This window comes from Vibrio sp. MarTm2, assembly GCF_027587055.1.
GTDB lineage: Bacteria > Pseudomonadota > Gammaproteobacteria > Enterobacterales > Vibrionaceae > Vibrio > Vibrio sinaloensis_D.
The window spans coordinates 26,439-51,877 of the sequence record NZ_JAPPTK010000005.1; the positions used below are offsets into that span (position 1 = coordinate 26,439).

At 47.3% G+C, this 25,439-nt stretch carries 21 protein-coding genes; 14 read left to right on the plus strand and 7 right to left on the minus strand.

The window, feature by feature from the left end:
- Window positions 1-85 precede the first annotated feature (85 nt).
- From OH458_RS11935 to argE, 3 genes are all read right to left on the minus strand, one after another.
- A complete protein-coding gene (locus OH458_RS11935; RefSeq protein ID WP_038186710.1) occupies window positions 86-625 on the minus strand; it encodes a PadR family transcriptional regulator in 540 nt (179 codons plus the stop codon).
- 445 nt (window positions 626-1,070) lie between these two features.
- Window positions 1,071-3,707 carry a phosphoenolpyruvate carboxylase gene (gene ppc, locus OH458_RS11940; protein ID WP_269978511.1) on the minus strand — a complete coding sequence of 879 codons (2,637 nt, stop codon included), beginning with the start codon at window positions 3,705-3,707 and terminating at the stop codon, window positions 1,071-1,073.
- A 219-nt stretch (window positions 3,708-3,926) separates the two neighbouring features.
- Window positions 3,927-5,066: an acetylornithine deacetylase gene (gene argE, locus OH458_RS11945; RefSeq protein WP_269978512.1), complete on the minus strand. Its 1,140-nt coding sequence runs from the start codon at window positions 5,064-5,066 to the stop codon at window positions 3,927-3,929.
- Between the two features lie 154 nt (window positions 5,067-5,220).
- Here argE and argC point away from each other — a divergent pair, with 154 nt between their 5' ends.
- From argC to argH, 4 genes are all read left to right on the plus strand, one after another.
- Window positions 5,221-6,225: an N-acetyl-gamma-glutamyl-phosphate reductase gene (gene argC / locus OH458_RS11950; protein WP_269978513.1), complete on the plus strand. Its 1,005-nt coding sequence runs from the start codon at window positions 5,221-5,223 to the stop codon at window positions 6,223-6,225.
- A 36-nt stretch (window positions 6,226-6,261) separates the two neighbouring features.
- Window positions 6,262-7,056 carry an acetylglutamate kinase gene (argB, locus tag OH458_RS11955; RefSeq protein ID WP_269978514.1) on the plus strand — a complete coding sequence of 265 codons (795 nt, stop codon included), beginning with the start codon at window positions 6,262-6,264 and terminating at the stop codon, window positions 7,054-7,056.
- A gap of 108 nt (window positions 7,057-7,164) precedes the next feature.
- Complete coding sequence (locus OH458_RS11960) at window positions 7,165-8,376, plus strand: argininosuccinate synthase (RefSeq protein ID WP_005474198.1); 1,212 nt, start codon at window positions 7,165-7,167, stop codon at window positions 8,374-8,376.
- A 234-nt stretch (window positions 8,377-8,610) separates the two neighbouring features.
- Window positions 8,611-10,485 (plus strand): argininosuccinate lyase, encoded by a 1,875-nt coding sequence (argH, locus tag OH458_RS11965; protein ID WP_038217604.1) that lies wholly within the window; start codon window positions 8,611-8,613, stop codon window positions 10,483-10,485.
- A gap of 173 nt (window positions 10,486-10,658) precedes the next feature.
- On the opposite strand, the gene OH458_RS11970 is transcribed toward argH, so the two are convergent.
- Window positions 10,659-10,913 (minus strand): DUF3624 domain-containing protein, encoded by a 255-nt coding sequence (locus OH458_RS11970; protein WP_038186727.1) that lies wholly within the window; start codon window positions 10,911-10,913, stop codon window positions 10,659-10,661.
- 67 nt (window positions 10,914-10,980) lie between these two features.
- On the opposite strand from OH458_RS11970, the gene OH458_RS11975 reads away from it, so the two are divergent.
- On the plus strand, window positions 10,981-11,328 hold the full coding sequence (locus OH458_RS11975; RefSeq protein WP_038141263.1) for a RidA family protein: 348 nt from the start codon (window positions 10,981-10,983) through the stop codon (window positions 11,326-11,328).
- A gap of 60 nt (window positions 11,329-11,388) precedes the next feature.
- Here OH458_RS11975 and OH458_RS11980 read toward each other — a convergent pair whose 3' ends face one another.
- Together OH458_RS11980 and OH458_RS11985 are read right to left on the minus strand one after the other, a co-directional pair.
- On the minus strand, window positions 11,389-12,846 hold the full coding sequence (locus tag OH458_RS11980) for a dihydrolipoyl dehydrogenase (protein WP_269978515.1): 1,458 nt from the start codon (window positions 12,844-12,846) through the stop codon (window positions 11,389-11,391).
- Between the two features lie 167 nt (window positions 12,847-13,013).
- Complete coding sequence (locus tag OH458_RS11985) at window positions 13,014-13,742, minus strand: redoxin family protein (protein ID WP_005474181.1); 729 nt, start codon at window positions 13,740-13,742, stop codon at window positions 13,014-13,016.
- 167 nt (window positions 13,743-13,909) lie between these two features.
- Between OH458_RS11985 and oxyR the strand changes: the two genes are divergently transcribed.
- Window positions 13,910-14,809: a DNA-binding transcriptional regulator OxyR gene (gene oxyR, locus OH458_RS11990; protein WP_005474154.1), complete on the plus strand. Its 900-nt coding sequence runs from the start codon at window positions 13,910-13,912 to the stop codon at window positions 14,807-14,809.
- 113 nt (window positions 14,810-14,922) lie between these two features.
- Here oxyR and OH458_RS11995 read toward each other — a convergent pair whose 3' ends face one another.
- The gene (locus OH458_RS11995) at window positions 14,923-17,466 is read right to left on the minus strand and encodes a penicillin-binding protein 1A (protein ID WP_269978516.1); all 2,544 of its coding nucleotides are present in this window, start codon (window positions 17,464-17,466) and stop codon (window positions 14,923-14,925) included.
- Window positions 17,467-17,604: 138 nt separating this feature from the next.
- On the opposite strand from OH458_RS11995, the gene pilM reads away from it, so the two are divergent.
- From pilM to OH458_RS12035, 8 genes are all read left to right on the plus strand, one after another.
- Window positions 17,605-18,600 (plus strand): type IV pilus assembly protein PilM, encoded by a 996-nt coding sequence (gene pilM, locus OH458_RS12000; RefSeq protein ID WP_269978517.1) that lies wholly within the window; start codon window positions 17,605-17,607, stop codon window positions 18,598-18,600.
- Window positions 18,590-19,177 (plus strand): PilN domain-containing protein, encoded by a 588-nt coding sequence (locus OH458_RS12005; protein WP_269978518.1) that lies wholly within the window; start codon window positions 18,590-18,592, stop codon window positions 19,175-19,177. Before pilM ends, OH458_RS12005 begins: the two co-directional genes overlap by 11 nt.
- Entirely contained in the window at window positions 19,170-19,760 is a 591-nt protein-coding gene (locus OH458_RS12010; RefSeq protein ID WP_269978519.1) for a type 4a pilus biogenesis protein PilO, read from the plus strand. The genes OH458_RS12005 and OH458_RS12010 overlap by 8 nt, the downstream gene beginning before the upstream one ends.
- Window positions 19,750-20,262, plus strand: a complete 513-nt coding sequence (locus OH458_RS12015) for a pilus assembly protein PilP (RefSeq protein WP_269978520.1) — start codon at window positions 19,750-19,752, stop codon at window positions 20,260-20,262. Before OH458_RS12010 ends, OH458_RS12015 begins: the two co-directional genes overlap by 11 nt.
- A 60-nt stretch (window positions 20,263-20,322) precedes the next feature.
- Entirely contained in the window at window positions 20,323-21,984 is a 1,662-nt protein-coding gene (locus OH458_RS12020) for a type IV pilus secretin PilQ (protein WP_269978631.1), read from the plus strand.
- Between the two features lie 176 nt (window positions 21,985-22,160).
- Entirely contained in the window at window positions 22,161-22,679 is a 519-nt protein-coding gene (aroK, locus tag OH458_RS12025) for a shikimate kinase AroK (RefSeq protein WP_005474150.1), read from the plus strand.
- A 25-nt stretch (window positions 22,680-22,704) separates the two neighbouring features.
- Complete coding sequence (aroB, locus tag OH458_RS12030) at window positions 22,705-23,793, plus strand: 3-dehydroquinate synthase (RefSeq protein ID WP_005474138.1); 1,089 nt, start codon at window positions 22,705-22,707, stop codon at window positions 23,791-23,793.
- A 97-nt stretch (window positions 23,794-23,890) separates the two neighbouring features.
- A complete protein-coding gene (locus tag OH458_RS12035) occupies window positions 23,891-25,375 on the plus strand; it encodes an SPOR domain-containing protein (RefSeq protein WP_269978521.1) in 1,485 nt (494 codons plus the stop codon).
- The last annotated feature ends 64 nt before the right edge of the window (window positions 25,376-25,439 follow it).

Below are 25,439 nucleotides of genomic sequence, written 5' to 3' on the forward strand. Positions count from 1 at the left end.
TTTTATAAAGTTACGACGGAACTCAAAATGGCAGGCACTAAAAAGCCGAATCCGTGGATTCGGCTTGTATGGGATAGCGCGGTAATTAGCCTAGCTCTGCAAGCTCGCTGAGTACTTCGTCTGCCCACTCAATCCAAGCTTGGCGAACCAGAAGATTGCGGCGCAATGTTAAGCGCTCTAGACGTTGCTGCTTATCCAAAGTGGATGGTGTTGAGTAGTACGCACTTTCAATTTCTTGGTAATGCGCAACGAGTTTGCGAGACTCCTCAACCAGCTCTGCTAGCTGAACTCGGTATGGTGCCGATGGTTGAACGGCACACGCCATGAGTTTTGCTGAGAACTCATCACGCACTGTTGGGTGCGCAGTTGGTTGGTCGAACCATTCACCAAGCGCTGTGCGACCCGCGTCTGTGATGGAGTAAACCTTACGATCAGGTTTGCCTTCTTGAGGTTCTAATACGCAAGTTACCAGCTCGTTTTGAGCCATTTTGTTAAGCTCACGATAGACTTGCTGGTGGCTAGCTTTCCAGAAGTAGCCGATGGTTGCTGAAAATTCTTTGGTGATATCGTAGCCAGTAGCATCGCGTGTGCTCAGCACTGTCAGAATAACGTGTGGTAATGACATGTCTTCAATCCAAATGGTCAATAAACTCAAATACGACTGCTTAGCTACTGTTGTGCTTCTATGGCACTTAATAATCAGTGGAATACCGTATAAGGTAGTCTTTAAGCAGCGCCAACATATGTTGGCCATGTCACCTTAAAAAAGCCGTTTATCACCTAGATCGAATCACGAAGGAGTCGAAGAAACTGCATGTTAAGAATTGTTATATACATACAGAGGACGAGTAGTATATCTAAATAATAAGCATAAAGTAGAATAGAAGGACAAAATATACCAAAAAACTGATAATTTTCTCAATAATTGAAAAATTCGGTTTATAATTCTTTTTATTGGTTATAAAAGTCTTATTTTGTTGGTGTTTTTGCTGTTTATCTATTAACCAATAGCGAAGAATAAAAAAGGGCTAGCCTTTCAGCTAACCCTTTGCATAGAGTGGAAATGGGCACTAACCAGTGTTACGCATGCCCGCAGCAATACCCGCAATGGTGACCATTAGCGCTTCTTCAAGCTCTTCTGTCGATGCTTCTTCACTCTGACGAGTGCGGTACAGTAGCTCTGCTTGAAGCATGTTCAAAGGCTCAACATAGATATTACGTAGGCGAATCGACTCTTGTCCCCACGGATCGCTTTGCATCAAGTTTTCGTTGTTCTCTACGTTAAGCACCGCTTTGATGTCTTTCTTAAGCTGGTCACGTAGACGATCACCCAGAGGCTGAAGTTTAGGATCGACGAGACGCTCATCGTAGTAGCGAGAGATCTCGATGTTACACTTGGTGTACACCATCTCTAACATGCCTAGACGAGTTGAGAAGAACGGCCACTCACGACACATCTCCTCAAGCAGCGCTTGGTGACCTTTGTCGACCGAGTACTGAATAGCTTCACCCGCGCCCAACCATGCAGGAAGCACCAGACGGTTTTGACTCCACGAGAAGATCCACGGAATCGCTCGCAGGCTTTCTACGCCGCCTTTAGGGTTACGTTTTGCCGGGCGAGAGCCAAGCGGTAGTTTGCCTAACTCGAGCTCTGGAGTTGCTTGACGGAAGTATGGAACAAAGTCTGGCTCGCCACGTACAACGCTGCGGTATGCTTCACAGCTGACTTCAGACAGTACATCCATCAGATCACGCCATTCTTGTTTTGGCTCTGGTGGCGGTAGCAGGTTCGCCTCTAAAATAGCGCTGGCGTACAGGTTGAAACTGTTTACCGCAACATCGGGTAGGCCCAGCTTAAAGCGGATCATTTCACCTTGCTCAGTAACACGAAGACCGCCTTTTAGGCTCTTCGGTGGCTGAGACAGTAACGCGGCATGAGCAGGTGCGCCACCGCGGCCAATCGTACCGCCACGACCGTGGAAGAGAGTAAGCTCCACGCCTTCTTCTTCAGCCACTTTCACTAATGAATCCATCGCGTGGTACTGAGCCCAGCCTGCCGACATTACACCAGCGTCTTTTGCTGAATCAGAGTAGCCAATCATTACCATCTGGTGGTTTTGGATAAATCCGCGGTAGAGGTCAATCCCCATCAGTTGCTTGATTACAGATTCCGCATTGTTCAAATCGTCTAGTGTTTCAAACAATGGGCAAACGTCCATGCGATATGGGCAACCGGACTCTTGAAGGAGCAGGTGAACGGCCAGTACGTCAGAGGCTGTACGTGCCATTGAGATAACGTAAGCACCGAAAGCTTCACGCGGCTGAGCGGCGACAATCTTACAGGTATCTAGGACTTCTTTGACTACCTCTGATGGCTCCCAATCACGGGGAAGAAGCGGGCGTTTCGATGCCAATTCGTTGGTCAAGAAGGCAATCTTATCTTGTTCGCTCCACTGATCGTAGTCACCAATGCCCAAGTAGCGAGTCAGCTCAGATAGCACATCTGAGTGGCGAGTGCTTTCTTGGCGAATATCTAGGCGAACGAGGTGAACTCCGAACGCTTTAATGCGACGAAGAGTATCTAGCAGCGAGCCATCAGCGATGATGCCCATGCCACATTCATGCAGTGATTGGTAACACGCGTATAGTGGCTCCCAAAGTTGTTCGATACGCTGCAGAGGTGCCTTGACCGCCAGTTTTTGGCCGTGGACTTTCGCATCAAGAATCTCTTTGGTTTCGTTTAGCAGGTTACGTAACTCTTTTAGAACCGCACGATAAGGTTCGTGCTCGTCTTCTCCGGCAAGTGTGCGAATGGTGTCGTTACATTGGGTCATCGACAGTTCGCTCACAAGTTCATTGACATCGTTGAGGTAAAGATCGGCCGCTTTCCAGCGAGAGAGAAGCATCACTTCACGAGTGACGGTATGAGTGACGAATGGGTTCCCATCGCGGTCACCGCCCATCCAAGAGGAGAAGTGTACAGGGCGAGCATCAATCGGCAGCCCTTCACCAAGGTAATCTTTTAGGCGGCCATCCATCTCACGCAAGAAATCTGGTACTGCTTCCCACAGAGAGTTTTCGACAACGGCAAAGCCCCATTTTGCTTCATCAAGAGGCGTTGGGCGCTGCTTACGAATGGTATCGGAATGCCAGCTCTGAGCGATTAATTGCTCAAGGCGACGTTCTGTTTTTGCTCGTTCTTTGACTGATAGGTCACCGAGCTCAAGCTTAGATAGACACTCATTGATCTTAACAAGCTTGTTGATCATGGTGCGACGCGTGATCTCTGTTGGGTGAGCGGTCAGGACAAGTTCAATATTCAGTTCACGAACCGCTTGAGCCGTGTCTAACTTGCTGATGTCGTTTTGGCTCAACTTAGAAAAAAGCGTATTGAGGGCGTCTGGTTCACAAACGTGTGCGTCACAATGACGAGAGATAGTGTGGTACTGCTCTGCCATGTTGGTCAGATTGAGGAATTGGTTGAATGCATGGGCAACAGGGGTCAGCTGCTCATTTGGAAGGTTTTTGATTTCCTCGATCAAGCTGCCTCTGTCAGCCTGATTACCAGCTAGGGCGGACTTGGAAAGTTTACGAATCGTTTCTACTTTCTCTAGAAGTTCCTCACCATGTGCATCCTTGATGGTGTTACCGAGCAAGTGTCCTAGCATGCTCACATTGCTTCGCAGAGCAGAGTATTTCTCGTTCATTGTCATCCTGCCTTGTAAAAAAATTACATCCAATGTTCTTTTGTTAAGCAAACAATCTAGCGAAAAATGTCGTGCGGAGTCAATTATCGCATGCAAAGTTTGCAAATATTATGAAAAGGAATGTAACCCAAGTAAGCAGCAGATTGATGTGAAGTATGCTGAAAATTTATTACAAAAAAGGGCTAGCTACATTCAAGCTAGCCCTGTTGTCATTTGGATCTAGTCAAAGCAATAACGGTACATCGCTTTAGATAGGACATCGATGGTCGGGTCAATAAATTCGAATGCCAAGAATTCATCTGGCTGATGCGCTTGATCAATGGAGCCCGGCCCTAAGACGAGTGTTGGGCAAAGCTGCTGCAAGAAAGGCGCCTCGGTGCAGTAGTTGACGGTTTCTGAGCTCATCCCACAGATCTCTTCGACACCACCAATAAAGGGATGGTCGTGCTGACATTCGTAACCAGGGATAGGCTCATGCAGTGGGGTGATGTCAATTCGCCCTGGCCATTTGGCTTTGACCTCTTTGAGTGCGCCGCGCAGCATATTGTCTAAGCCATCCAAACTGATTCCAGGTAAAGGGCGGACATCATAATGCAGCTCGCAACAGCCACAGATGCGGTTGGCGCTATCCCCACCGTGAATATGGCCCAAGTTGAGCGTTGGACTAGGAATGGCAAAACCTGGGTGATGATATTCCTTGATCAGCTTGTCTCGCAGCTGCATTAATGCAAACAAGACTTCATGCATGATCTCAATGGCGTTCACTCCCAAAGCGGGGTCAGATGAATGGCCGGATTTGCCAGTGACGCGCACGGCATTAGCAACATGGCCTTTATGGCCGCGAATCGGTACTAAGCTGGTGGGCTCACCAATAATGCAGTAATCCGGTTTAAACGGAGCATTATCAGTAAAGTGGCGTGCTCCGAGCATCGTCGTCTCTTCATCGCAGGTGGCTAAGATGTACAGCGGCTTTGTCTGTTTGCTCCAATCCACTTTCTTGACCGCCTCAATAATAAAAGCGAAGTAGCCTTTCATATCGGCAGTGCCTAGCCCGTAAAAGCGATTGTTTGCTTCGGTCAACGCGTGCGGGTCAAAGTTCCATCGCCCTTCGTCAAAGGGGACGGTATCACTGTGACCGGCGAGTAGTAGCCCTCCCTCACCTACACCTTTTTTAGCGATGAGGTTGTACTTCCCTGATTCCACTTCCGTCAGTTCGACTTGGAATCCAACGTCTTTCAACCATCCTGCAAGTTTCTCAATGACTTGCGCATTACCTTCATCCCAACTCGGGTCGGTCGAGCTAATAGAAGAGGTAGAAATAAGGCCCTGATAGACCTCTTTGAAACTCGGCAATTGCATATTTAGTTTGCTTTCCCTGTTGACATAAATCAATTTAGAAGGTAAAACACATAATAAATCACTTTTAATGAATAAAAAACCGATAAAAGCGATGTTTTTGTAAATTTGTAGTCACTCTGTTGAGTGGTGTTTTTTTGAAAAAATGGATGTCGAAATGCTGAAAACCACAATCATTGGCGCAAGCGGTTACACCGGTGCAGAGTTGGCGCTCATGGTGCACAAACACCCTCGACTTACGCTATCAGGTTTATATGTGTCCGCCAATAGTGTGGATGCTGGTAAGAGCATTTCACAGTTGCATCCAAAATTGGCTGGCGTTATCAGTGAGCCTGTGCAGCCGCTTAAAGATGTGACAGCTGCAGCGAAGGCTTGTGATGTGGTGTTCTTAGCGACTGCACATGAAGTGAGTCACGATTTGGCTTTCCAGTTTTTAGATCAAGGTTGTCAGGTTTTTGACCTCTCGGGTGCGTTTCGCGTGAAAAGAGAGGGCTTCTATAGCGAGTTTTATGGCTTTGAACATCAGTATGAGCACTTGCTTGATAAGGCATCGTACGGATTGGCAGAGTGGAACGCGCAAGAGATTAAACAAGCACAGCTCGTTGCCGTTCCAGGTTGTTACCCGACGGCATCTCAACTGGCTATCAAACCACTTATCGAAGCACAACTGCTTGATACGGTCCAATGGCCAATTATTAACGCCACGAGTGGTGTTTCAGGTGCAGGGAGAAAGGCGACATTAACCAACAGCTTCTGCGAAGTGAGTTTAAAGCCCTACGGCGTGTTCAATCATCGCCATCAGCCAGAAATCGCAAGCCACTTGGGTCGCGACGTAATTTTTACGCCACATTTGGGCAATTTTAAACGCGGCATTTTGGCCACGGTCACAATGAAGTTGGCCAGTGGTGCAACGGAACAACAGGTTGCGACTGCATTTGCAAAAGCATACGAGGGTAAACCTGCAGTACGTCTTCTCGAATCGACACTGCCCTCAATCCAAAATGTAGAGAATTCACCTTTCTGCGATATCGGCTGGAAGGTTCAGGGTGAGCACGTCATCGTTGTTTCAGCGATAGACAACTTACTCAAAGGCGCATCGAGTCAAGCGATGCAATGTTTAAACATCCACTACGGATTTCCAGAGTTAACTGCCCTTATTTAGGCATAAAGCTTAAGCAAGTAGGTAAAGGGACGAGTAATGACAGATAACAAACAAACTCCATTAGTGATCAAATTAGGCGGTGCTGCACTGTCTTGTACTGAGACTCTTAGCCAGGTATTTGGTGCTATAGCCAATTATCAAAAGCAGGCTCAGCGACGAATTGTGATCGTCCACGGAGGAGGTTATCTGGTGGACGATCTAATGGCTCAACTGCAACTAAAGACCTTGAAGAAAGAGGGGCTGCGCGTGACACCGTATGAGCAGATCCCAGTTATCGCAGGCGCTTTGGCCGGTACCGCAAACAAAATGCTACAGGGTCAAGCGATCAAAGATGGGTTGAACGCAGTAGGCTTAAGCCTCGCAGATGGCGGCTTGTGCAAAGTAGAAGAGTTGGACCCTGAGTTGGGTGCGGTGGGCAAAGCGACACCGGGCGACTCATCAGTACTGCAAGCTGTATTAGAAACAGGGGCATTGCCGATCATTAGCTCAATTGGCCTGACGGCGCAGGGGCAAATGATGAATGTGAATGCTGACCAAGCGGCTGTCGCGGTGGCTGGTGCGTTGGATGCAGAGTTGGTGCTGCTATCGGATGTGAGCGGTGTGCTCGACGGTAAAGGCCACTTGATTAAGAGTTTAAACGCGCAAGAAGCGCAAAGCTTGATTCAGGGGCACGTCATTACTGACGGGATGATCGTTAAGGTAAACGCTGCGCTAGAAGCCGCCAATGACTTAGGTCGCCCAATTGAAGTCGCCACTTGGCGCTACCCTGAAAAATTGGTCGAGCTGTTTGCAGGCCAAAGTATTGGAACTCAGTTTCTGCCAAAGCAGTAACGAGAATGAATTAGCCTTAACGTAAATGCGGTAAGGCAAACAGAATAACTAGGAAGTAACCCGTAGCACTGACCGCCAAGCGCAGCGCCGGGATTTGGAGAAAAGAAAATGAGCAAAGTTCAAGTTAATAAAGTTGTTGTCGCATACTCTGGCGGTCTGGATACATCAGTGATCATCCCTTGGCTGAAAGAGAACTACGATTGTGAAGTAGTAGCCTTTGTTGCTGATGTTGGTCAGGGCGAAGAAGAGCTTGCTGGCATTGAAGAAAAAGCGAAAGCGTCTGGTGCCTCTGAATGTTACATCGCGGACCTAAAAGAAGAGATGGTCGCGGATTACATTTATCCAACATTGAAAACAGGCGCCTATTACGAAGGGAAATACCTGCTTGGTACCTCTATGGCTCGTCCAATCATCGCTAAAGCTCAGGTTGAAGTTGCACGCAAAGTGGGCGCTGATGCCCTATGTCATGGCTGTACGGGTAAAGGTAACGACCAAGTCCGTTTCGAAGGCGCTTTTGCGGCACTTGCACCAGATCTACATGTTATCGCACCGTGGCGTGAATGGGACTTAGTGAGCCGTGAAGAGTGTCTCGACTATTTGGCTGAGCGTAATATCCCTTGTACCGCATCGTTAACGAAAATTTATTCACGTGATGCAAACGCATGGCATATCTCTACAGAAGGTGGCGTACTAGAAGATACATGGAATGCACCAAACGAAGATTGCTGGGCTTGGACTGTGGATCCAGAACAAGCTCCCAACGAAGCTGAATACGTATCGCTAAAAGTAGAAAAAGGTGAAGTCGTTGGAGTGGATGGTGAGCAGATGACGCCATACAACGCACTGGTTTACTTAAACGAGAAAGGGGCGAAACACGGTATTGGCCGTATTGATATCGTTGAAAACCGTTTAGTGGGGATGAAATCTCGCGGCTGTTATGAAACGCCAGGAGGCACCATCATGATGGAAGCCCTACGTGCCGTTGAACAGCTTGTTTTGGATAAAACGTCCTTTGAGTTCCGTGAAGAGTTGGGCGTGAAAGCTTCTCATCTTGTTTATGATGGTCGTTGGTTCACGCCACTGTGCAAATCTATCCTAGCGGCATCAGAAGAGCTGGCGCAAGATGTGAACGGTGAAGTGGTTGTGAAGCTATACAAAGGCCAAGCAACTGTGACTCAGAAGCGTTCTGACAACAGCTTGTACTGTGAAGAGTTTGCTACCTTTGGTGAAGATGAAGTGTATGACCAAAGTCACGCAGAAGGCTTCATCCGCCTCTACTCGCTCTCGAGCCGTATCAGAGCTCTGAAAAATCAGAAGTAACGCTTACCACTGATTGATACAAGCCCACTTGGACGCCAAGTGGGCTTTTTCTTTCTCTGGATATTAATTAAGTTGCCATGAATAAATATGTAAAAATAATGAATTAATACTTTATTTTTAGTTTGATTTGCCGTAACTTTGAACCATCATAAAATACTGAAGATAATTCAGAGTCTTTTTAAGCATTATAGCTACTAGCACAAATAGTGAGCACTGGTAATCAGGAGAAACGCGATGGCATTATGGGGCGGAAGATTTACCCAAGCAGCAGATACGAGATTTAAAGATTTTAATGACTCATTGCGCTTTGATTACCGACTAGCTGAGCAAGATATTGTCGGCTCTATTGCTTGGTCCAAGGCTTTGCTTTCCGTTAACGTCTTAACAGAAGAAGAGCAGCAGAAGCTTGAGTTAGCTTTGAATGAACTCAAGCTTGAAGTGATGGAAGATCCGAATCAGATCCTTCGCTCAGATGCGGAAGATATTCACTCTTGGGTTGAACAGCAATTGATCAGCAAAGTGGGTGATTTAGGTAAAAAACTCCACACAGGGCGTTCGCGTAATGATCAAGTGGCGACCGATCTCAAGCTCTGGTGTCGTCAGCAAGGTCAGCAATTGCTTATGGCGCTTGATCGTTTGCAATCGCAAATGGTATCCGTGGCGAAAGTACACCAAGACACGGTGTTGCCTGGCTATACGCACTTGCAACGTGCTCAACCGGTCACTTTTGCGCATTGGTGTTTAGCTTATGTTGAGATGTTTGAGCGTGATTACTCTCGTCTAAATGATGCCATTCATCGTCTTGACACTTGCCCACTTGGTTCTGGCGCATTGGCTGGTACCGCATACCCAATGGATCGTGAAGAGCTTGCCCATAGTTTAGGCTTCCGCCGTGCGACACGTAACTCGCTTGATTCAGTCTCGGACCGTGATCATGTGATGGAACTGATGTCGATTGCGTCGATCTCCATGCTGCACCTTTCGCGTCTCGCCGAAGATATGATTTTCTATAACTCGGGTGAGTCGAACTTCATCGAACTGGCTGATACCGTCACATCTGGTTCGTCATTGATGCCACAGAAGAAAAACCCAGATGCCCTTGAGCTGATTCGTGGTAAGACCGGTCGCGTCTACGGAGCCCTAGCTGGAATGATGATGACAGTGAAGGCGCTGCCGCTCGCATACAACAAAGATATGCAGGAAGACAAAGAGGGCTTATTTGACGCACTCGATACATGGAATGACTGTATGGAAATGGCTGCGCTCTGTTTTGATGGTATTAAAGTCAATGGTGAGCGTACGCTAGAGGCGGCGAAACAAGGTTACGCGAACGCGACTGAACTGGCTGACTACCTTGTGGCGAAAGGAATTCCATTCCGTGAGGCACACCATATTGTTGGGGTTGCGGTTGTCGGAGCGATTGCTAAAGGCTGCGCACTAGAAGAGCTCTCCATTGCTGAGTTGAAAGAGTTTTCAGATGTGATTGAAGAAGATGTGTACGACATCTTAACCATTGAATCTTGTCTCGAGAAGCGCAGTGCATTGGGAGGGGTCTCTCCAAAACAAGTCGCGCATGCGGTTGAGCAAGCGGAATCGCGCTTAACTCAACGTGACACTTCGACAGTCAAAGTACGCCCTGCGCGTTTAACCGACATTGAAGCGCTTGAAGGCATGGTGACGCATTGGGCGAACATGGGAGAAAACTTGCCACGCTCTCGTAATGAGTTGGTGCGCGACATTGGTTCATTTGCGGTTGCGGAGCATCACGGTGAAGTGACAGGTTGTGCCTCTTTGTATGTGTACGATTCAGGCTTAGCCGAAGTGCGTTCACTGGGGGTCGAAGCGGGCTGGCAAGGTCAGGGACAAGGCAGTGCTATTGTGCAGTATTTGGTGGAGAAAGCGCGTCAGATGGCGATCAAAAAAGTCTTTGTGCTGACTCGTACGCCAGAATTCTTTATGAAGCAAAACTTCCTACCGACCTCGAAGTCACTATTGCCTGAAAAAGTGCTCAAAGATTGCGAGCAATGTCCACGTCAACATGCGTGTGATGAAGTCGCATTAGAAGTTAACTTAGTTGAGAAGTCCATTGCTCGTGCCAATGTAGCATAAGAGTATGAATTGGAAGGTTTTTGAAGAAAGATCCAAAAAGATCGATCAATTTGGGAACCTTTTATAAAAAGCTGGGTCTATTAAAGTACCACTGCTTTTTCTTAGACGAATCTAAGAGAGCCCCAAGGACACATTGTCCTTGGGGCTTTTTTTATCCGATCTCAAATTCGTCTCTACCGTTTGTTTTTGTTGCGCTCTTGCCAAGGAATGATCACAAAGCGCATCCATAGGTGAAGGGCGAGAAGTGCATTGAATGCAAAGCCCGCCATAAGTAGCGCGATGGACTCAATACTTTTTGGGTTGTCTTTGAACAAAAACCACCAGACGATCCAGCATAAAACAGATAGCACGGTAAGTTGATCCATGCAGCGTTTACAGCGGCCAATCTTTTGCCAGAACCAGTTATCTTTGCAGTAAGGGCATGTCATGAGGATACGAATTTAGGTAACATAGCGTGTTACTAGAATATCGTAAATGAATGAGAAAGTGAGAAAAATGATCGAGCGCCAACACACGAAACAACGTATGAGCCGAATTGTGAAGCACAATGGCACCATCTATCTATGTGGTCAGGTGTGCGCTGATGCAACACAAGGTATTACCGAGCAAACGCAGACTATGCTTGATAAAGTCGAACAACTATTGATTGAAGCGGGCAGCGATAAAGAACACATGTTGTCGGCGACCATCTACCTCAAAGACATGCAAGATTTCCAAGCGATGAATGCTGTTTGGGATGCATGGGTACCAGAGGGGCATGCACCAGCACGAGCTTGTGTGACGGGTGATATGGCGCGTGAGGCTTTATTGGTTGAGATCTCAGTGATTGCCGCAGAAAAATAATTTCTTCTTACGCTAAAGATAAAAACGAGCCACTTGGCTCGTTTTTTCTTTTTAGTCGGATTAACAACCAGGACCACAATCTAGGCAGTGTTTGATCATCTCTGGGCCAAGATGCAGTTTCGCGTTGAGATCGCGTAAGGCTGTTCGAACGCCTTCTTCGATAACAGGGTGATAGAAAGGCATATCCAACATTTCAGACACCGTCATTCGGTTTTGATGCGCCCAAGCAAGCAAGTGAGCGAGATGCTCGGCATTGGGTCCTATCATTTCTGCGCCAAGGAAACGTCCGGTACCTTGTTCGCCATAGACATGCAAGATACCTTTGTTGCGTAGCATGACTCGCGAGCGGCCTTGGTTTTCAAAAGAAACTTCACCCGTCGCAAAACAGCCACAATTGCCTAAACGTGTTGTTAACTGCTTATAGGTTTCACCGACCATCGCAATTTGTGGATCAGAGAAGACCGCTGAAATCGGAGAGCGACGCAGTCCCGCTCGAATATCAGGAAAACGACCTGCATTGTCGCCCGCGATGCGACCTTGATCTGCGGCTTCGTGAAGCAATGGAATTTGGTTACTCGCGTCACCTGCGATAAAAATGCTTTCTACTGACGTTTGAAGCGTGTAGTGATCAGCGGTCGGCACACCGCGTTCATCTAACTCAATGTTGGTGTTTTCAATCGCTAGCTTATCGACATTCGGTCTACGTCCAGTGGCAGCCAAGACGTAATCGACGATAAAACTCTCAAGTTCACCATCGTGATTGATAAACTGAATTTCAACTTTGTCTTCGCCTTCAATGCGTTTCATGCTCTCGACTTTCACGTCCGCATCTAAGTAGAACTCTTGTTTGAATGCTTGATCGGCGTACGCCATAACCTCTGGGTCCGTGAGCGGGCCTACTTGACCTCCCAAGCCAAATAACTTCACGTTGACTCCCAAGCGGTGCAGCGCTTGACCAAGCTCAAGGCCAATAACACCTGGGCCAAATACCGCCACTGATTCAGGTAGGTCATCCCAGTCAAACACATCATCATTGATCACAAGTCGATCGCCCAGTTCGTTCCACACAGCTGGATATGCGGGTCGAGAACCCGTCGCAATCACGATTCGCTTAGCGTTAACCTGAGTGTGGTCATCCACCATGATCGTATTGTCATCGAGGAAAGTCGCGTAGCCTTTGAGCTTATCTTGAGCGGGTATTTCATCAACGCCTTCAATAACAAAGCCAACGAAGCGGTCACGTTCGCGTTTCACACGATCCATTACTTCACGTCCGTTGATGGTGATATCACCTTGTGGATAAACGCCAAAGCCTGGAGCTTTTTCGATTTGGTGAACACTTTCCGCTGCTGCGATAAGCAACTTTGAAGGCATACAACCCACGCGAGCACATGTGGTGCCATATGGACCACCTTCAATCATCACAACACTGTCCGTGTGTGCTTTGGCCGCGCGGTATGCACCAAGACCTGCTGTACCACCACCAATAATGGCAACATCAACGTTTAACTGTTTCATAACGGTTCTCGCTTTTCTAGCCAAGCCAGTGTAGGGCTTGGGAAGGTAATTGGGGTCAATCCTGATACGTTGTTGGACGGGTTTAAGACAACCAAGTATCAAGACTCAAGGAAGTGAGTAGGGTGTCCCCCGAGCCAGATTGGCATCGGGAGACTGAGGGCATTGAGTTAGCCTAGGAACGCTTCTAGTTCTTCACTACCACCGATGTGTTTACCACCGATGAAGACTTGAGGAACGGTTGAGCGACCTGTTACAGCACGTAAGCTCACTGTGGTTGCATCTTTGCCAAGAATCACTTCTTCATATTGAAGACCGTGATCAATCAGATTTTGTTTCGCTTTCATACAGAAAGGACAACCTGGCTTAGTAAATACCGTAATGGACTCTTGCGTTTTGTAATCTGGAGCGATGTAGTTCAGCATGGTATCGGCATCGGATACTTTGAACGGGTCGCCCGGCTCGTTTGGCTCGATAAACATTTTTTCAACCACGCCATTTTTCACGAGCATGCTGTAGCGCCATGAGCGTTTACCAAAACCCAAATCATTTTTGTCGACTAGCATGCCCATACCCTCGGTAAAATCGCCGTTGCCATCAGGAATGAAAGTGATGTTTTCGGCTTCTTGATCGGCTTTCCACGCATTCATCACGAAGGTGTCATTCACCGACAGACATAAGATCTCATCCACGCCGTGCTCCTTAAAAACAGGGAACAACTCGTTGTAACGCGGCAGGTGGCTTGAAGAACACGTTGGTGTAAAAGCACCGGGTAAACTAAACACAATAACGGTTTTGTCTTTGAACAGATCATCTGTTGTCACGTTAACCCATGCGTCACCTTGACGAGTTGGGAAAGTAACTTGTGGAACGCTTTGACCTTCTTTCGATACGAACATATGAGTTTCCTTGATGATTTATGTAAATTTTCAGTGAGTCTTATCAGTGTGTTCACTGTGCTCTGTTTCGATGGAGTTATTATTAAAGAAATTCTTTGATAGCTCTAATCGTTTAATGCTATGGTTTTGATAGATTCTTTCTATCTACCTTGTGGGGGCAACCAACAATGAATATTCGCGACTTTGAGTACTTAGTAGCTTTAGCTGAACACAAACACTTCCGCAAGGCAGCTGAAGCGTGTTTTGTGAGTCAGCCAACGTTGAGTGGTCAAATTCGAAAACTCGAAGATGAGTTGGGGACCGCATTGTTAGAACGGAGCAGTCGCCGTGTTCTATTTACTGATGCAGGGTTGCAATTGGTCGACCAAGCTAAGCGTATTCTATCGGAAGTGAAAACGTTTAAAGACATGGCCAGTGGGCAAGCGGGTGAAATGGTGGGCCCTATGCACATCGGATTTATTCCGACGGTTGGACCTTATTTGTTGCCAAGAATTGTCCCTATGATGAAAGAGCAGTTTCCACAGCTTGAACTGTTTCTTCATGAAGCGCAGACGCACCAGCTAGTTAGGCAGCTAGAAGATGGAAAACTGGATTGCCTTGTGCTGGCCTCTGTTGCAGAAACGGCACCCTTTAAAGAAATCGAAGTCTTTAATGAAGCAATGAGTGTTGCGGTGCCTTGCGATCATGAATGGGCGGCATTGGATGAAGTCGATATGCTTGAGCTTAATGGGCGCACGGTGTTAGCGCTGGGAGATGGTCACTGCTTGCGTGATCAGGCTTTGGGGTTCTGTTTTGCTGCTGGGGCAAAAGATGATGAGCGCTTTAAAGCGACGAGCCTAGAGACCTTACGCAATATGGTTGCAGCGGGGGCGGGGATTACGTTGTTGCCCGAGCTCTCTTTGCCGAAAGAGAAACAAAAGGATGGTGTCTGCTACGTTCGTGCCATTAATCCTGTGCCGTCACGCAGTATTGTTCTGGTGTATCGACCGGGCTCACCGCTTCGAACTCGTTTTGAGCAACTAGCGAACGCAATCAAAGAGCAACTGGCGAGTATTGAGTCAAATTAGTCTGTGTCGCGGAGATTTAGATTGCGGTTGGTCACCTTAGGCTGCGCCGTATGACAGTATTAAGGCAATAAAAAAGAGGCTGATGGATTACATCAGCCTCTTTGGTTCATCACTTAGAAGAGCTCTTCACTGCCATCGTCTGACGTATAAATACTGTCTGTGATTTGGTTTGTCACATACTCTGTTGGTTCAGTGCCTTCCAAAAAGTATTCAAACATCGCGCTACCATCAAACTTGTTGGTCAGCATGCCTGTGTCGCGATCAATACGCACGCGAACAATGTTTGGTGGAATGGATTTGTTGACTTGAGGTACTCCGTCAAGCGCATCGTGCATGAAATCTACCCAAGCAGGTTGCGCTGTTTTTGCGCCCGCTTCTGCACCAGATGTTTGGTTTTTACCAAGGTTACTGTTAGGGGTTGTGCGACCCAGTTTTCGGTTATGGTTATCAAATCCGACCCAGGCTACGGCAACCATGCCAGGCCCGTAACCGTTGTACCAAGCATCTTTGGAATCGTTGGTGGTACCGGTTTTACCGCCGATGTCTCGGCGTTTCAGCTTCTGAGCTCGCCAGCCTGTACCATTCCAACCTGTCCCTTCACGCCAATTACCTCCACCCCAAACATTGCTGTACATCATCTCTCGTACTAGGAATGCGGTCTGCTCCGAGATGACTTGAGGTGCGTACTGAGGCTCAGTGTTCTGGTTAAGCGTCGTATTTTCGAGGGCAACATCTTGCTCTTGAAACTCGTTTTGCTCAGTGAGAGTCTCTTCGGTGTCGCAATTATCGCGACAGATGGTTTTTGGTGTCGCTTCAAACTCTAAATCGCCAAATGGGCCTTCTACACGACTGATGTAGAAAGGTTCAACGTAGTAGCCGCCATTGGCAAATACTGAATAACCTTGCGCCATCTTCATCGGTGTTAAGCTACCCGCTCCGAGAGCAATCGTTTCTGAGCGTGGCACCTGATCGATATCGAAGCCAAAACGTGTCAAGTATTGGCGAGTTTCATCCAATCCTACTTCACGCAGTACACGAACCGCCATCACGTTCTTTGACTGGGCAAGGCCGATGCGAAGGCGTGTTGGACCAACGTAAGTCGGAGGCGAGTTCTTAGGGCGCCAAGCGGTACCTTGGCTTTGATCCCACTGGTTGATTGGCGCATCGTTAATCAAGGTTGCCAGTGTTAATCCTTTATCAATCGCTGCCGAATAGATGAAAGGTTTGATACTTGAGCCTACTTGACGTACCGATTGAGTTGCGCGGTTGAATTTGTTATGGATAAAGTTAAATCCCCCGACCAACGCAAGCACGGCCCCATTTTCTGGGTTCATTGCTGTAAACGCAGTATTCGCATTTGGTACTTGGCTTAGTTGCCAAGTTGAGGTTGGTTGCTCGCTTTCGTCCACTGCTGCTACTTGGCGCACCCAAATCTGTTCACCCACGGCCAAAACGTCGGCTGCGGATTTTGGTGCTGCTCCTTGGCGATCATCGGTTAGAAACTTGCGCGCCCACTTAATGCCATCCCAGTTAAGCGTTTGACTACCTTCATTCTTAATCACAACAGTTGCTTGCTTACCATTTATCTTAGTGACTACCGCAGGAGTGATGCCACCATAGCTTGGAACACTACGCAGAGTTTTGTTGATCTTGTCTTCATCAAAAGCAGGTTGCTCCGGATTCCACAACACTTTTTCAGCGCCGCGGTAGCCATGACGCATGTCATAGTCAATCAGGTTATTGATTGCGGCTTTGTTCGCCGCAGCCTGGAGCTTGGAATCTACAGTGGTGTAGATGTTCATCCCAGACGTATACGCTTCTTCTTCACCGTAGCGAGCCACCATCCATGCGCGAGCGAGTTCAGCCACGTAAGGGGCACTCAGCTCGATTTCTGCGCCGTGATAACGGGAAACAATCTCTTCAGCGCGAGCTTGGTCGTACTCTTCTTGGGTAATGTACTTCTCATCGAGCATACGCAGTAAAACCACGTTACGACGGTTGGTAGCGCGATCAACAGAATAAATAGGGTTCATGGTTGACGGTGCTTTTGGCATGCCAGCCAGAGTGGCAATTTCACTCAGCGTTAAATCTTTAAGATCTTTACCAAAATACGTTTGTGCAGCGGCGCCAAAGCCGTAGGAACGGTAACCCAAGAAGATCTTGTTGACGTAAAGCTCCATGATCTCTTGCTTGCTCAGCAACTGTTCAATATGGATGGCGATAAAGATTTCTTTAATTTTGCGCATGATCTTCTTCTCATTGGAGAGGAAGAAGTTTCGCGCAAGCTGCTGGGTTATGGTACTCGCCCCTTGCTTTGCCGACCCCGACATTGCAACGACAACTGCTGCACGCGTGATGCCAATTGGGTCGATCCCTGGGTGATCATAAAAGCGGCTATCTTCCGTCGCGATTAGGGCTTCGATTAGGTGTTGAGGAATCTCATCATAGCTAACTGGTATGCGACGTTTTTCACCAAACTGAGAGATCAGTTTGCCGTCTTGACTGAACACCTGCATGGGCGTTTGCAGCTTTACGTCTTTTAAAGTCGCTACATCGGGTAGCTCTGGTTTGACATAGAAATAGAAGCCGAAAATTGTACCGACTCCAAGAATCATGCAAACCAGTGAAAAAATGAACAATCGCTTTATGAACTTCACCGGAGAATCCCTGATTAATTAGGTTCACTATATGCAAACCATTGTACTTTAAGCTAAAACCTTAGCTCGTCTGGTTAGTGTGCGGTAAGAAACCATCAATTTACGAACATAGAGCTAAGCAACAGCATGGAGCAAAGCATGGGTAAATCTCTAGTCATCGGCGTTGATATCGGCCACCACAGTATAAAAGCGGTAGCTCTCAAGCCCTCAAAAGGCACGTTTACACTCGTGAGTTACCAAGAGTTGCCAATCGAAGCCGACATTTTCACTGATAACCACATGTTAAATTATCAGAAAATTGTAAAGAAACTCAAAGAACTAAGGAAGTCCCTACCGCTATTTAGTCGCAAAGTTGCGCTGGCAATACCAGACAATGCTGTAATAAGTAAGGTTTTACAGATAGATAGCGCATTAGACGCGCAGGAAAGAGAGTACGCGATTTTCCAAGCGTTTGCTCATCAGTCGCCATTTCCTATCGAAGAGCTCAACCTTGACTTCGTTGAAGTGAACCGAGCGAGCGCATCGCAAGCCTTAGCCAGTTATCAAGTGTATGCCACCAAACGTGATGTCGCTGAAAGCCGAGTTCAGGCCGCGACAAAAGCGGGCTATCAACCCGTATTGCTCGATGTGCAAACGCACAGCCTGGTTCACATTTGGCAAATGGCATCAAGAATGCAGCACAAGTTTGATTGGTTGCTGGTGGACGTTGGCTTGAGCCAAACCTCGGTGTGTATGGACTTGCAAGATAAGGCGCCTTTTTGCAAAGAGATTGCTTTAGGAACGCAACTGATTGAAAACGATCATCAATTGGAGCACCTGGTCCATGGGAGTACAGAGCGCTTTATTTTTGCTCTGGTCGATAAGTTGCAGCGCAACATTCAAATGCTCACTTCGGTTCATGGCGTTTCGGTGCAAGGAATTTGGCTTGCGGGCGGAGGCGCCGTCACGCCTATGTTGGCTGAAGAAATCGCTAGGCGGCTGAATACCGAGTGTGAGCTGTTCAACCCGTTGGCGCTATTTGAGCGGCAAAACAACAAGAAATCCGCCAGTTATTCGACAGGCCATGCTTACGCAACAGCTGCAGGTTTGGCATTAAGAGGACTGGATTGGTTGGAGCAAGAGCATGCTGCATAGTGTCAATTTAATCCCATGGCGTGATCAACTACGCGACCGCCACAAACACCGATTCGTTGGCTTGCTGTTAATTGGCGTCCTGGTTGCCGTAGCCGCTCAGTGGGGGGCGGCCAGCTACCTTCAACGCCAAACCCAAGCGCAGCAGTCTCGCTTGAATTACCTCAACGCCTACATTTCCCAACTCGATAAGCAGATTGACGCCTTAAAAGAAGTAGAGCAGGAGCATAAGGCGTTGTTAACGCGACTTGCAGTGGTCGAGAAGCTACAAAATCAGCGTAATAAAACCACCAACTTTATGAATACATTGCCGCAACTCATCCCTGAAGGCGTCTATGTCGACAAGGTGAAAATGAATGGTTTGCAGGTGCGTTTATCAGGGATCAGCGATACCACTTCTCGCTTGGCAACTATGCTCGATAACTTAGAGAGCTCCACACACATTCGAAACGTAGAGATGCACTCCATCGTGCATGACACCCCGCGGTTCAATAAGAAATTTCAAAGCTTTAATGTCTCTTTCTCCTTTGTGGCTAGTGCAGCAAATAAACAGAATGTAGAGGTAAGCAGCAATGGCTAGTTACAACGAATTAGACATAGAAGAGTTGGCAGAATGGCCCTTGCTCCCTCAACTGGTTGTCATATTCCTAATTGCGGGTTTGATTCAGGCGGCAGGATATTGGTTTTATCTGCAACCGCAAATGGAGCAGATAGAACAACTTCGCCAACAAGAGGTGACCTTAAAATCCACGGCGACCATCAAAGCCAATAAAGTCGCCACTCTGCCCAAGCTTCAAACTCAGTTAGATGAGCTGTCGGAGCGTTACGATTATCTATCACGTCAGTTGCCAGTCCAAAAAGAACTCGCTTCCATGTTGGCATCGGTTAACGAAGAAGGGTTAAGAAACTCGCTCACATTTACGCGAATTGATTGGGGGCAAAAACAGAATCAAGAGTTCCTTTATCGCTTGCCTCTCAACATAGAACTTACTGGCCACTACCACAGTATCGGGGACTTCAGTCAAGCGATCGCCGAACTGCCGCGCATCATCAATTTTGACGATATTGATTGGCAGCGCGTCAGTCAGGAGAGCAGTACGCTGCATTTTCGCGTTCGAGCTTACACCTATCAATTTAAGCCGGAGGTAGAAGATGAAAAATAAGTTGGCGCTATTAGGCTTATCCCTGTTTTTGCTTGGCTGCCAAGCGAATGAGGAGTCTCTCGACGAGTTTGTCGCGCAAGTTGAGCGTAAAGCAAGACAAGATGTGGTGGACTTAAAGCCCGTGTTCGATTTTCAAATCTCCGCCTATCAATCACATAACCTGCGTGAGCCTTTTGTGTTGCCTCAAGCGGCGCTTGTCCTCAACCAACCTCTAGCAAAGACAGACTGTTGGCAACCTGCAAAGCGGAGAAAAACCGGACAGCTTGAACGTTTCCCGCTTAGCAAACTGCGCCTTAAAGGCGTTATGGGCAGTGGAGGGAGAGTCTCGGCTTTGGTTCAAACCCCTGAAGGCAATGTAGTAAAAGTGAGCTCTGGGCAATACATCGGATTGAACAATGGCAAAGTCACACACGTGGCAGACGACTATCTAAAAATAAATGAGACCCTTCCGGATGGATTAGGTTGTTGGAATAAACGTAGCGTAAAGTTGGCGCTCAAGTAGGAATTACGGTTAGAGATGAAAGGATTAAGAAACCCATTAAGTTACCTCCTTCAGGGCGCTATGGTTATTTGTGCACTGGTGCTATTGCCGACCAGTTATGCTCAGCAGGCTATGAATCAATTAAATTCGATAGACTTTCGGGTTGATTCGCAGCAAAACGGCAAAATAGTGGTCGAACTAGCCACGCCTCACATCGCTGTCGATATTCATAAAGCGCAAGAAGGTCTGAGTATTGAACTGATGGACACGAGCGTTTCCGACGACAAGCTTTACGTATTGGATGTGAAAGACTTCGCTACCAATGTGTCGTCGATAGAGGTGTTTCGTAAAGAAGACCGTGTCATTTTGCTCACCAGTGTCGATGGTGATTATGGCTACGATTACCATTTGACGGGTAACTATCTCGAAGTGGTCGTCACTCGGCCCAAGGTAGAAACAAAGCCTCAAGAGAAAAGTATTCTTGAAAAAAGTGGCAAAAAAATATCGATCAACTTTCAAGATATCCCAGTTCGTAACGTGCTCCAGCTTATCGCGGACTACAACGACTTTAACTTAGTCGTATCAGATTCGGTTCAAGGCAGTTTAACGCTTCGCCTTGATGGTGTGCCTTGGCAACAAGTGCTGGATATTATCCTTCAGGTGAAAGGCTTAGATAAGCGTATCGACGGCAATGTGGTTCTGGTTGCACCAAAGGCCGAGCTAGATTTGCGTGAACAGCAGATGCTGGAAAAGTCGCGCCTAGAAGAAGAGTTGGGTGATTTGAGTTCAGAAATTATCAAGATTAAATTTGCCAAAGCTTCGGAAATTGCAGAAATGATCGGCGGACAGGGAGCTGCCAGTATGCTCTCTGAGCGCGGCTCTTTAACTGTGGATGAACGCACTAATGCGCTTTTGATTCGTGATTTGAAAGAGAATATTGATGTTATTCGCGACATTATCGACACCCTCGACATTCCTGTAAAACAGGTTCAAATCGAAGCGCGCATTGTCAGTGTCAACGAAGGTAACTTAGACGAGCTAGGTGTCCGTTGGGGCTTTACCTCTACGAACGGAAACAACACGGTTGGCGGCTCTATTGAGAGTAACCTGTTCCAAGCTGGATTGCTTGAAGGTGACAACTTGCCAGTGGATGACTTCTTAAATGTAAACCTGGGCGCTACGTCAGCGACTGCGTCTTCGATAGCGTTTCAAGTGGCAAAACTAGGCTCAGATCTGTTGTTAGACTTGGAGCTCTCAGCCTTGCAACGTGAGTCAAAAGCCGAAGTGATCTCAAGTCCGCGCCTGATTACCACAAACAAAAAGCCTGCCTACATTGAACAGGGTACAGAAATTCCCTATTTGGAGTCTTCGTCAAGCGGTGCGACTACGGTGACATTTAAGAAAGCGGTGCTCAGTTTAAAAGTTACGCCGCAGATCACCCCTGACAACCGTCTGGTTCTGGATTTAAATGTTACTCAAGATAGGCCTGGTGACGTAGTCAAAACCGGAACGGGTGAAGCGGTGGCGATCAATACCCAGCGCATTGGTACCCAAGTGTTGGTAGAGAATGGCGAAACCGTCGTACTTGGGGGCATTTTTCAGCACAGTGTTACCGATACGGTGGACAAGGTGCCTCTGCTTGGTGATTTGCCGCTTTTGGGGGCGTTGTTTAGACGTTCTTATCAACAAATGGGCAAAAGTGAGCTGCTTATTTTTGTTACTCCGAAAGTCGTGATTCAGTAAGAAATGGTGACTTTGAAAAAATAAATTTGCATTAGTGGCACCATATCTAGATAATTTCGGGTCTTATCACGAATTATCTGTGAGGAATCGGTGCCACAAGCATCTTCATCGCTAGTTATAGACTGGCATTTCTTGTGGCGATGTCATTGAATTAACGTTGTAAATTACTGCTAAACATGGCTGAGAAACGCAATATTTTCCTTGTTGGCCCAATGGGTGCCGGCAAAAGCACAATCGGTAGACACCTAGCTCAACAACTTCATATGGAGTTTGTTGATTCTGATACCGTTATTGAAGAACGTACAGGCGCAGATATCGCTTGGGTATTTGACGTAGAAGGTGAAGAAGGCTTCCGTGATCGCGAGGAAAAAGTGATTAACGACCTTACCGAAGAGCAAGGCATTGTTCTTGCGACAGGTGGTGGTTCAATCAAGAGCAAAGAAAACCGCAATCGTCTTTCTGCTCGCGGGATCGTGGTTTACCTAGAAACAACGATTGAAAAACAGCTTGCTCGCACTAACCGCGACAAGAAGCGCCCATTATTACAAACTGATAATCCACGTGAAGTGTTGGAAGCCCTAGCAGGTGAACGTAACCCACTTTACGAAGAAATTGCGGATTACACAGTACGTACAGACGATCAAAGTGCAAAAGTGGTAGCCAACCAGATCGTAAAAATGCTAGAAGAACGTTAAGACTTTTAGCAATTGGAGAATACCCATGGAACGGATTACGGTCAGCTTAGGCGAACGTAGCTATCCAATCTCAATTGGTGCCGGATTGTTTAATAATCCGGCCCACCTTTCTTTCTTAGCACAGAAACAAAAAGTGGTGGTGATTTCTAATGTCACTGTAGCGCCACTTTATGCCGACAAAATCCTCTCTTTACTTGACCAACTTGGTTGTGAATCCTCGCTATTGGAACTGCCAGACGGTGAGCAATACAAATCACTCGAGACCTTCAATACCGTAATGAGTTACTTGCTAGAAGGGAACTTCGCTCGTGATGTGGTTGTGATTGCGTTAGGTGGCGGTGTGATTGGCGATTTAGTCGGATTTTCAGCCGCTTGTTACCAGCGTGGCGTTGATTTTATCCAGATCCCAACCACGCTTCTGTCACAAGTGGACTCCTCGGTTGGCGGAAAAACCGCAGTCAACCACCCGCTGGGTAAAAACATGATTGGTGCTTTTTACCAACCTAAAGCGGTGGTGATCGACACCGATTGTTTGAAAACACTCCCTGAACGTGAGTTTGCGGCGGGTATCGCTGAAGTCATCAAGTACGGCATTATCTACGATCAGGACTTTTTTGTTTGGTTAGAAGAAAATCTAGACAAGCTGTACGCTCTCGATGAAACCGCACTGACTTACGCAATCGCACGCTGTTGTGAGATTAAGGCAGAGGTTGTGGCTCAAGACGAAAAAGAGTCAGGCATTCGTGCATTGCTGAACTTAGGGCATACCTTTGGCCACGCGATTGAGGCAGAACTCGGGTACGGCAACTGGCTTCATGGCGAGGCGGTCTCATCTGGCACTGTCATGGCGGCAAAAACGGCCCAGCTTCATGGGCTTATCTCTGAAGCGCAAGTTGAGCGAATTGTCTCTATACTTAAAAAAGCAAAACTTCCTGTACACACTCCAGAGCAGATGACGTTTGACGATTTTATGCGTCACATGATGCGCGATAAAAAAGTGTTGGCGGGTGAGCTTCGATTGGTGTTACCAACAAGCATTGGTACCGCAGACGTTGTAAAAGGTGTACCTGAAGCCATTATCAAGCAAGCAATTGATTTTGGCCGCGATATTTAATCTTACCTTGGTGTGATACCAGCCCAGAAAACAGCTCAACAATTCGTTGTATAAGCTGCTGAGTTGGTATCTTTGAGTATTATCTTTAGGGTGGCGGATGAACATGGCGCATGACTCGCATGTGTTGGAGTTAGACTCTCAAGTAGAATTGCTTGAGAGACTGCAGTTGTTGACTAACTTTGGTTCTAACTTAGTGACGATCGCTGGTGACAACGGCGCGGGTAAAACTTGGCTCGCTCAGCGTTATCTTGAAGCGTGGGCATTGGAGAAGAATCAAGCCTTGCTGCTGTGTTTTCCGAATCAAGATGATGAACAACGTCGCATGACGGTATTGTCGCAGTTGGTGTCGGAGCCGCTTTTTAATCCCTCAGACTCTTTGGTGGAATCTTTCGTCAGAATGATGGAAGGGGAAGCGTGTGACATTGTTATCACCATTGATGATGCGCATTTGCTCAGTGAGTCGTTTATTTCAGAGCTGTGGATGTTGGTTCTGGAATCTCAGCAAAACCCACTTTGGACCGTTAATGTCTTGTTGTTTGCACAGTCAAACACACTGGATGCATTGCTCACGCGTCTAAGTTATGGGCAAGAACACAAACCCATTGATCTCGAAATTGACGTCCTTTCCGAGTCGGAAGCGGATCGATTTTTTGAGCAATTGGTGGTTAGATATGTTGAAGATGACATGGAGAAGCGAGTACGCAATGCGTATCGCACAGTGGCTCGCCGCCCTGGCGAAATAATGGCATTAGGGGATCACAAAGTGGAAAAAAGGATCATTATCCGTTCGATTATCGGCTCGCCCATCAATATCGCCTTAGTGGTGGTGACTCTTCTGCTACTTGTTGGGGCTGGCTACTGGTGGATGATGTCTCAGCCTTCACCAAACGATAAGATGCAGCAGATCACTCAGTCTGTTGAACAAACCGTGATACCGACGCTACCCGATGCTACTTCTAGCGCCGAATCAACTGAATCTAACCCATCAATCATTACCCCAGATCCCGTGGTTGACCCTATGCTGGCAAGCGCCGAAGATGACTCGCAATCTTTGCCGCCAGCCGTGACGAGCGAAGTGACGAGTGTCGGCAGCAGTGATGATGGGCATCAACGCGTGGTGATTACCTCAGAAGTGGTTGACGCCCTGCTCGATGATAAACCAGAAACGGTGGATACTTCCGCGATTGACCAAGTGGTTGAGGCGTCGATTCCTGAAGATGAAACACCAGAGCCTGAAAGTGGATCTGAGCCAGAAGTCGCACCGCAACCTGTAGTGAACTTTTCTTTCACCAAAGAGGAGCTGAAAGCATTTTCACCACGCAGCTACACCTTGCAATTGGCTGCGGTGACTGATTTAGCTGATGTACAAGCATTCCTCGACACCTATCAACTCAAACAGAACGTTTATATCTACCCAACTGTTCGCAATGATGTGGAATGGTTCATTATCACCTACGATAACTTCCCGACCATCCAAGTCGCTCGAGACGGCGTGGCAGAACTCTCCGATGAGTTACAACAGCTTGAACCTTGGGCAAAATCACTGAGTCAGGTTCATAGAGAGATTGAACGCGGAAAATAGTCTGAGATTCGACGCAAAATATGTTACATTCCGCAGCCTCAATTTTGGTTGATAGATAGAGCAG

What these genes read in the sequence shown, in the direction of transcription:
- OH458_RS12020 (WP_269978631.1), top strand. Translation starts at nt 20,323, where the DNA reads ATGGTTATTTGTGCACTGGTGCTATTGCCGACCAGTTATGCTCAGCAG.
- aroK (WP_005474150.1), top strand. Translation starts at nt 22,161, where the DNA reads ATGGCTGAGAAACGCAATATTTTCCTTGTTGGCCCAATGGGTGCCGGC.
- OH458_RS11935 (WP_038186710.1), bottom strand. Translation starts at nt 625, where the DNA reads ATGTCATTACCACACGTTATTCTGACAGTGCTGAGCACACGCGATGCT.
- OH458_RS12005 (WP_269978518.1), top strand. Translation starts at nt 18,590, where the DNA reads ATGCTGCATAGTGTCAATTTAATCCCATGGCGTGATCAACTACGCGAC.
- oxyR (WP_005474154.1), top strand. Translation starts at nt 13,910, where the DNA reads ATGAATATTCGCGACTTTGAGTACTTAGTAGCTTTAGCTGAACACAAA.
- argB (WP_269978514.1), top strand. Translation starts at nt 6,262, where the DNA reads ATGACAGATAACAAACAAACTCCATTAGTGATCAAATTAGGCGGTGCT.
- OH458_RS11970 (WP_038186727.1), bottom strand. Translation starts at nt 10,913, where the DNA reads ATGACATGCCCTTACTGCAAAGATAACTGGTTCTGGCAAAAGATTGGC.
- argH (WP_038217604.1), top strand. Translation starts at nt 8,611, where the DNA reads ATGGCATTATGGGGCGGAAGATTTACCCAAGCAGCAGATACGAGATTT.
- OH458_RS11975 (WP_038141263.1), top strand. Translation starts at nt 10,981, where the DNA reads ATGATCGAGCGCCAACACACGAAACAACGTATGAGCCGAATTGTGAAG.
- pilM (WP_269978517.1), top strand. Translation starts at nt 17,605, where the DNA reads ATGGGTAAATCTCTAGTCATCGGCGTTGATATCGGCCACCACAGTATA.
- aroB (WP_005474138.1), top strand. Translation starts at nt 22,705, where the DNA reads ATGGAACGGATTACGGTCAGCTTAGGCGAACGTAGCTATCCAATCTCA.
- OH458_RS11985 (WP_005474181.1), bottom strand. Translation starts at nt 13,742, where the DNA reads ATGTTCGTATCGAAAGAAGGTCAAAGCGTTCCACAAGTTACTTTCCCA.
- OH458_RS11980 (WP_269978515.1), bottom strand. Translation starts at nt 12,846, where the DNA reads ATGAAACAGTTAAACGTTGATGTTGCCATTATTGGTGGTGGTACAGCA.
- ppc (WP_269978511.1), bottom strand. Translation starts at nt 3,707, where the DNA reads ATGAACGAGAAATACTCTGCTCTGCGAAGCAATGTGAGCATGCTAGGA.
- OH458_RS12015 (WP_269978520.1), top strand. Translation starts at nt 19,750, where the DNA reads ATGAAAAATAAGTTGGCGCTATTAGGCTTATCCCTGTTTTTGCTTGGC.
- argE (WP_269978512.1), bottom strand. Translation starts at nt 5,066, where the DNA reads ATGCAATTGCCGAGTTTCAAAGAGGTCTATCAGGGCCTTATTTCTACC.
- OH458_RS11960 (WP_005474198.1), top strand. Translation starts at nt 7,165, where the DNA reads ATGAGCAAAGTTCAAGTTAATAAAGTTGTTGTCGCATACTCTGGCGGT.
- OH458_RS12010 (WP_269978519.1), top strand. Translation starts at nt 19,170, where the DNA reads ATGGCTAGTTACAACGAATTAGACATAGAAGAGTTGGCAGAATGGCCC.
- argC (WP_269978513.1), top strand. Translation starts at nt 5,221, where the DNA reads ATGCTGAAAACCACAATCATTGGCGCAAGCGGTTACACCGGTGCAGAG.
- OH458_RS12035 (WP_269978521.1), top strand. Translation starts at nt 23,891, where the DNA reads ATGAACATGGCGCATGACTCGCATGTGTTGGAGTTAGACTCTCAAGTA.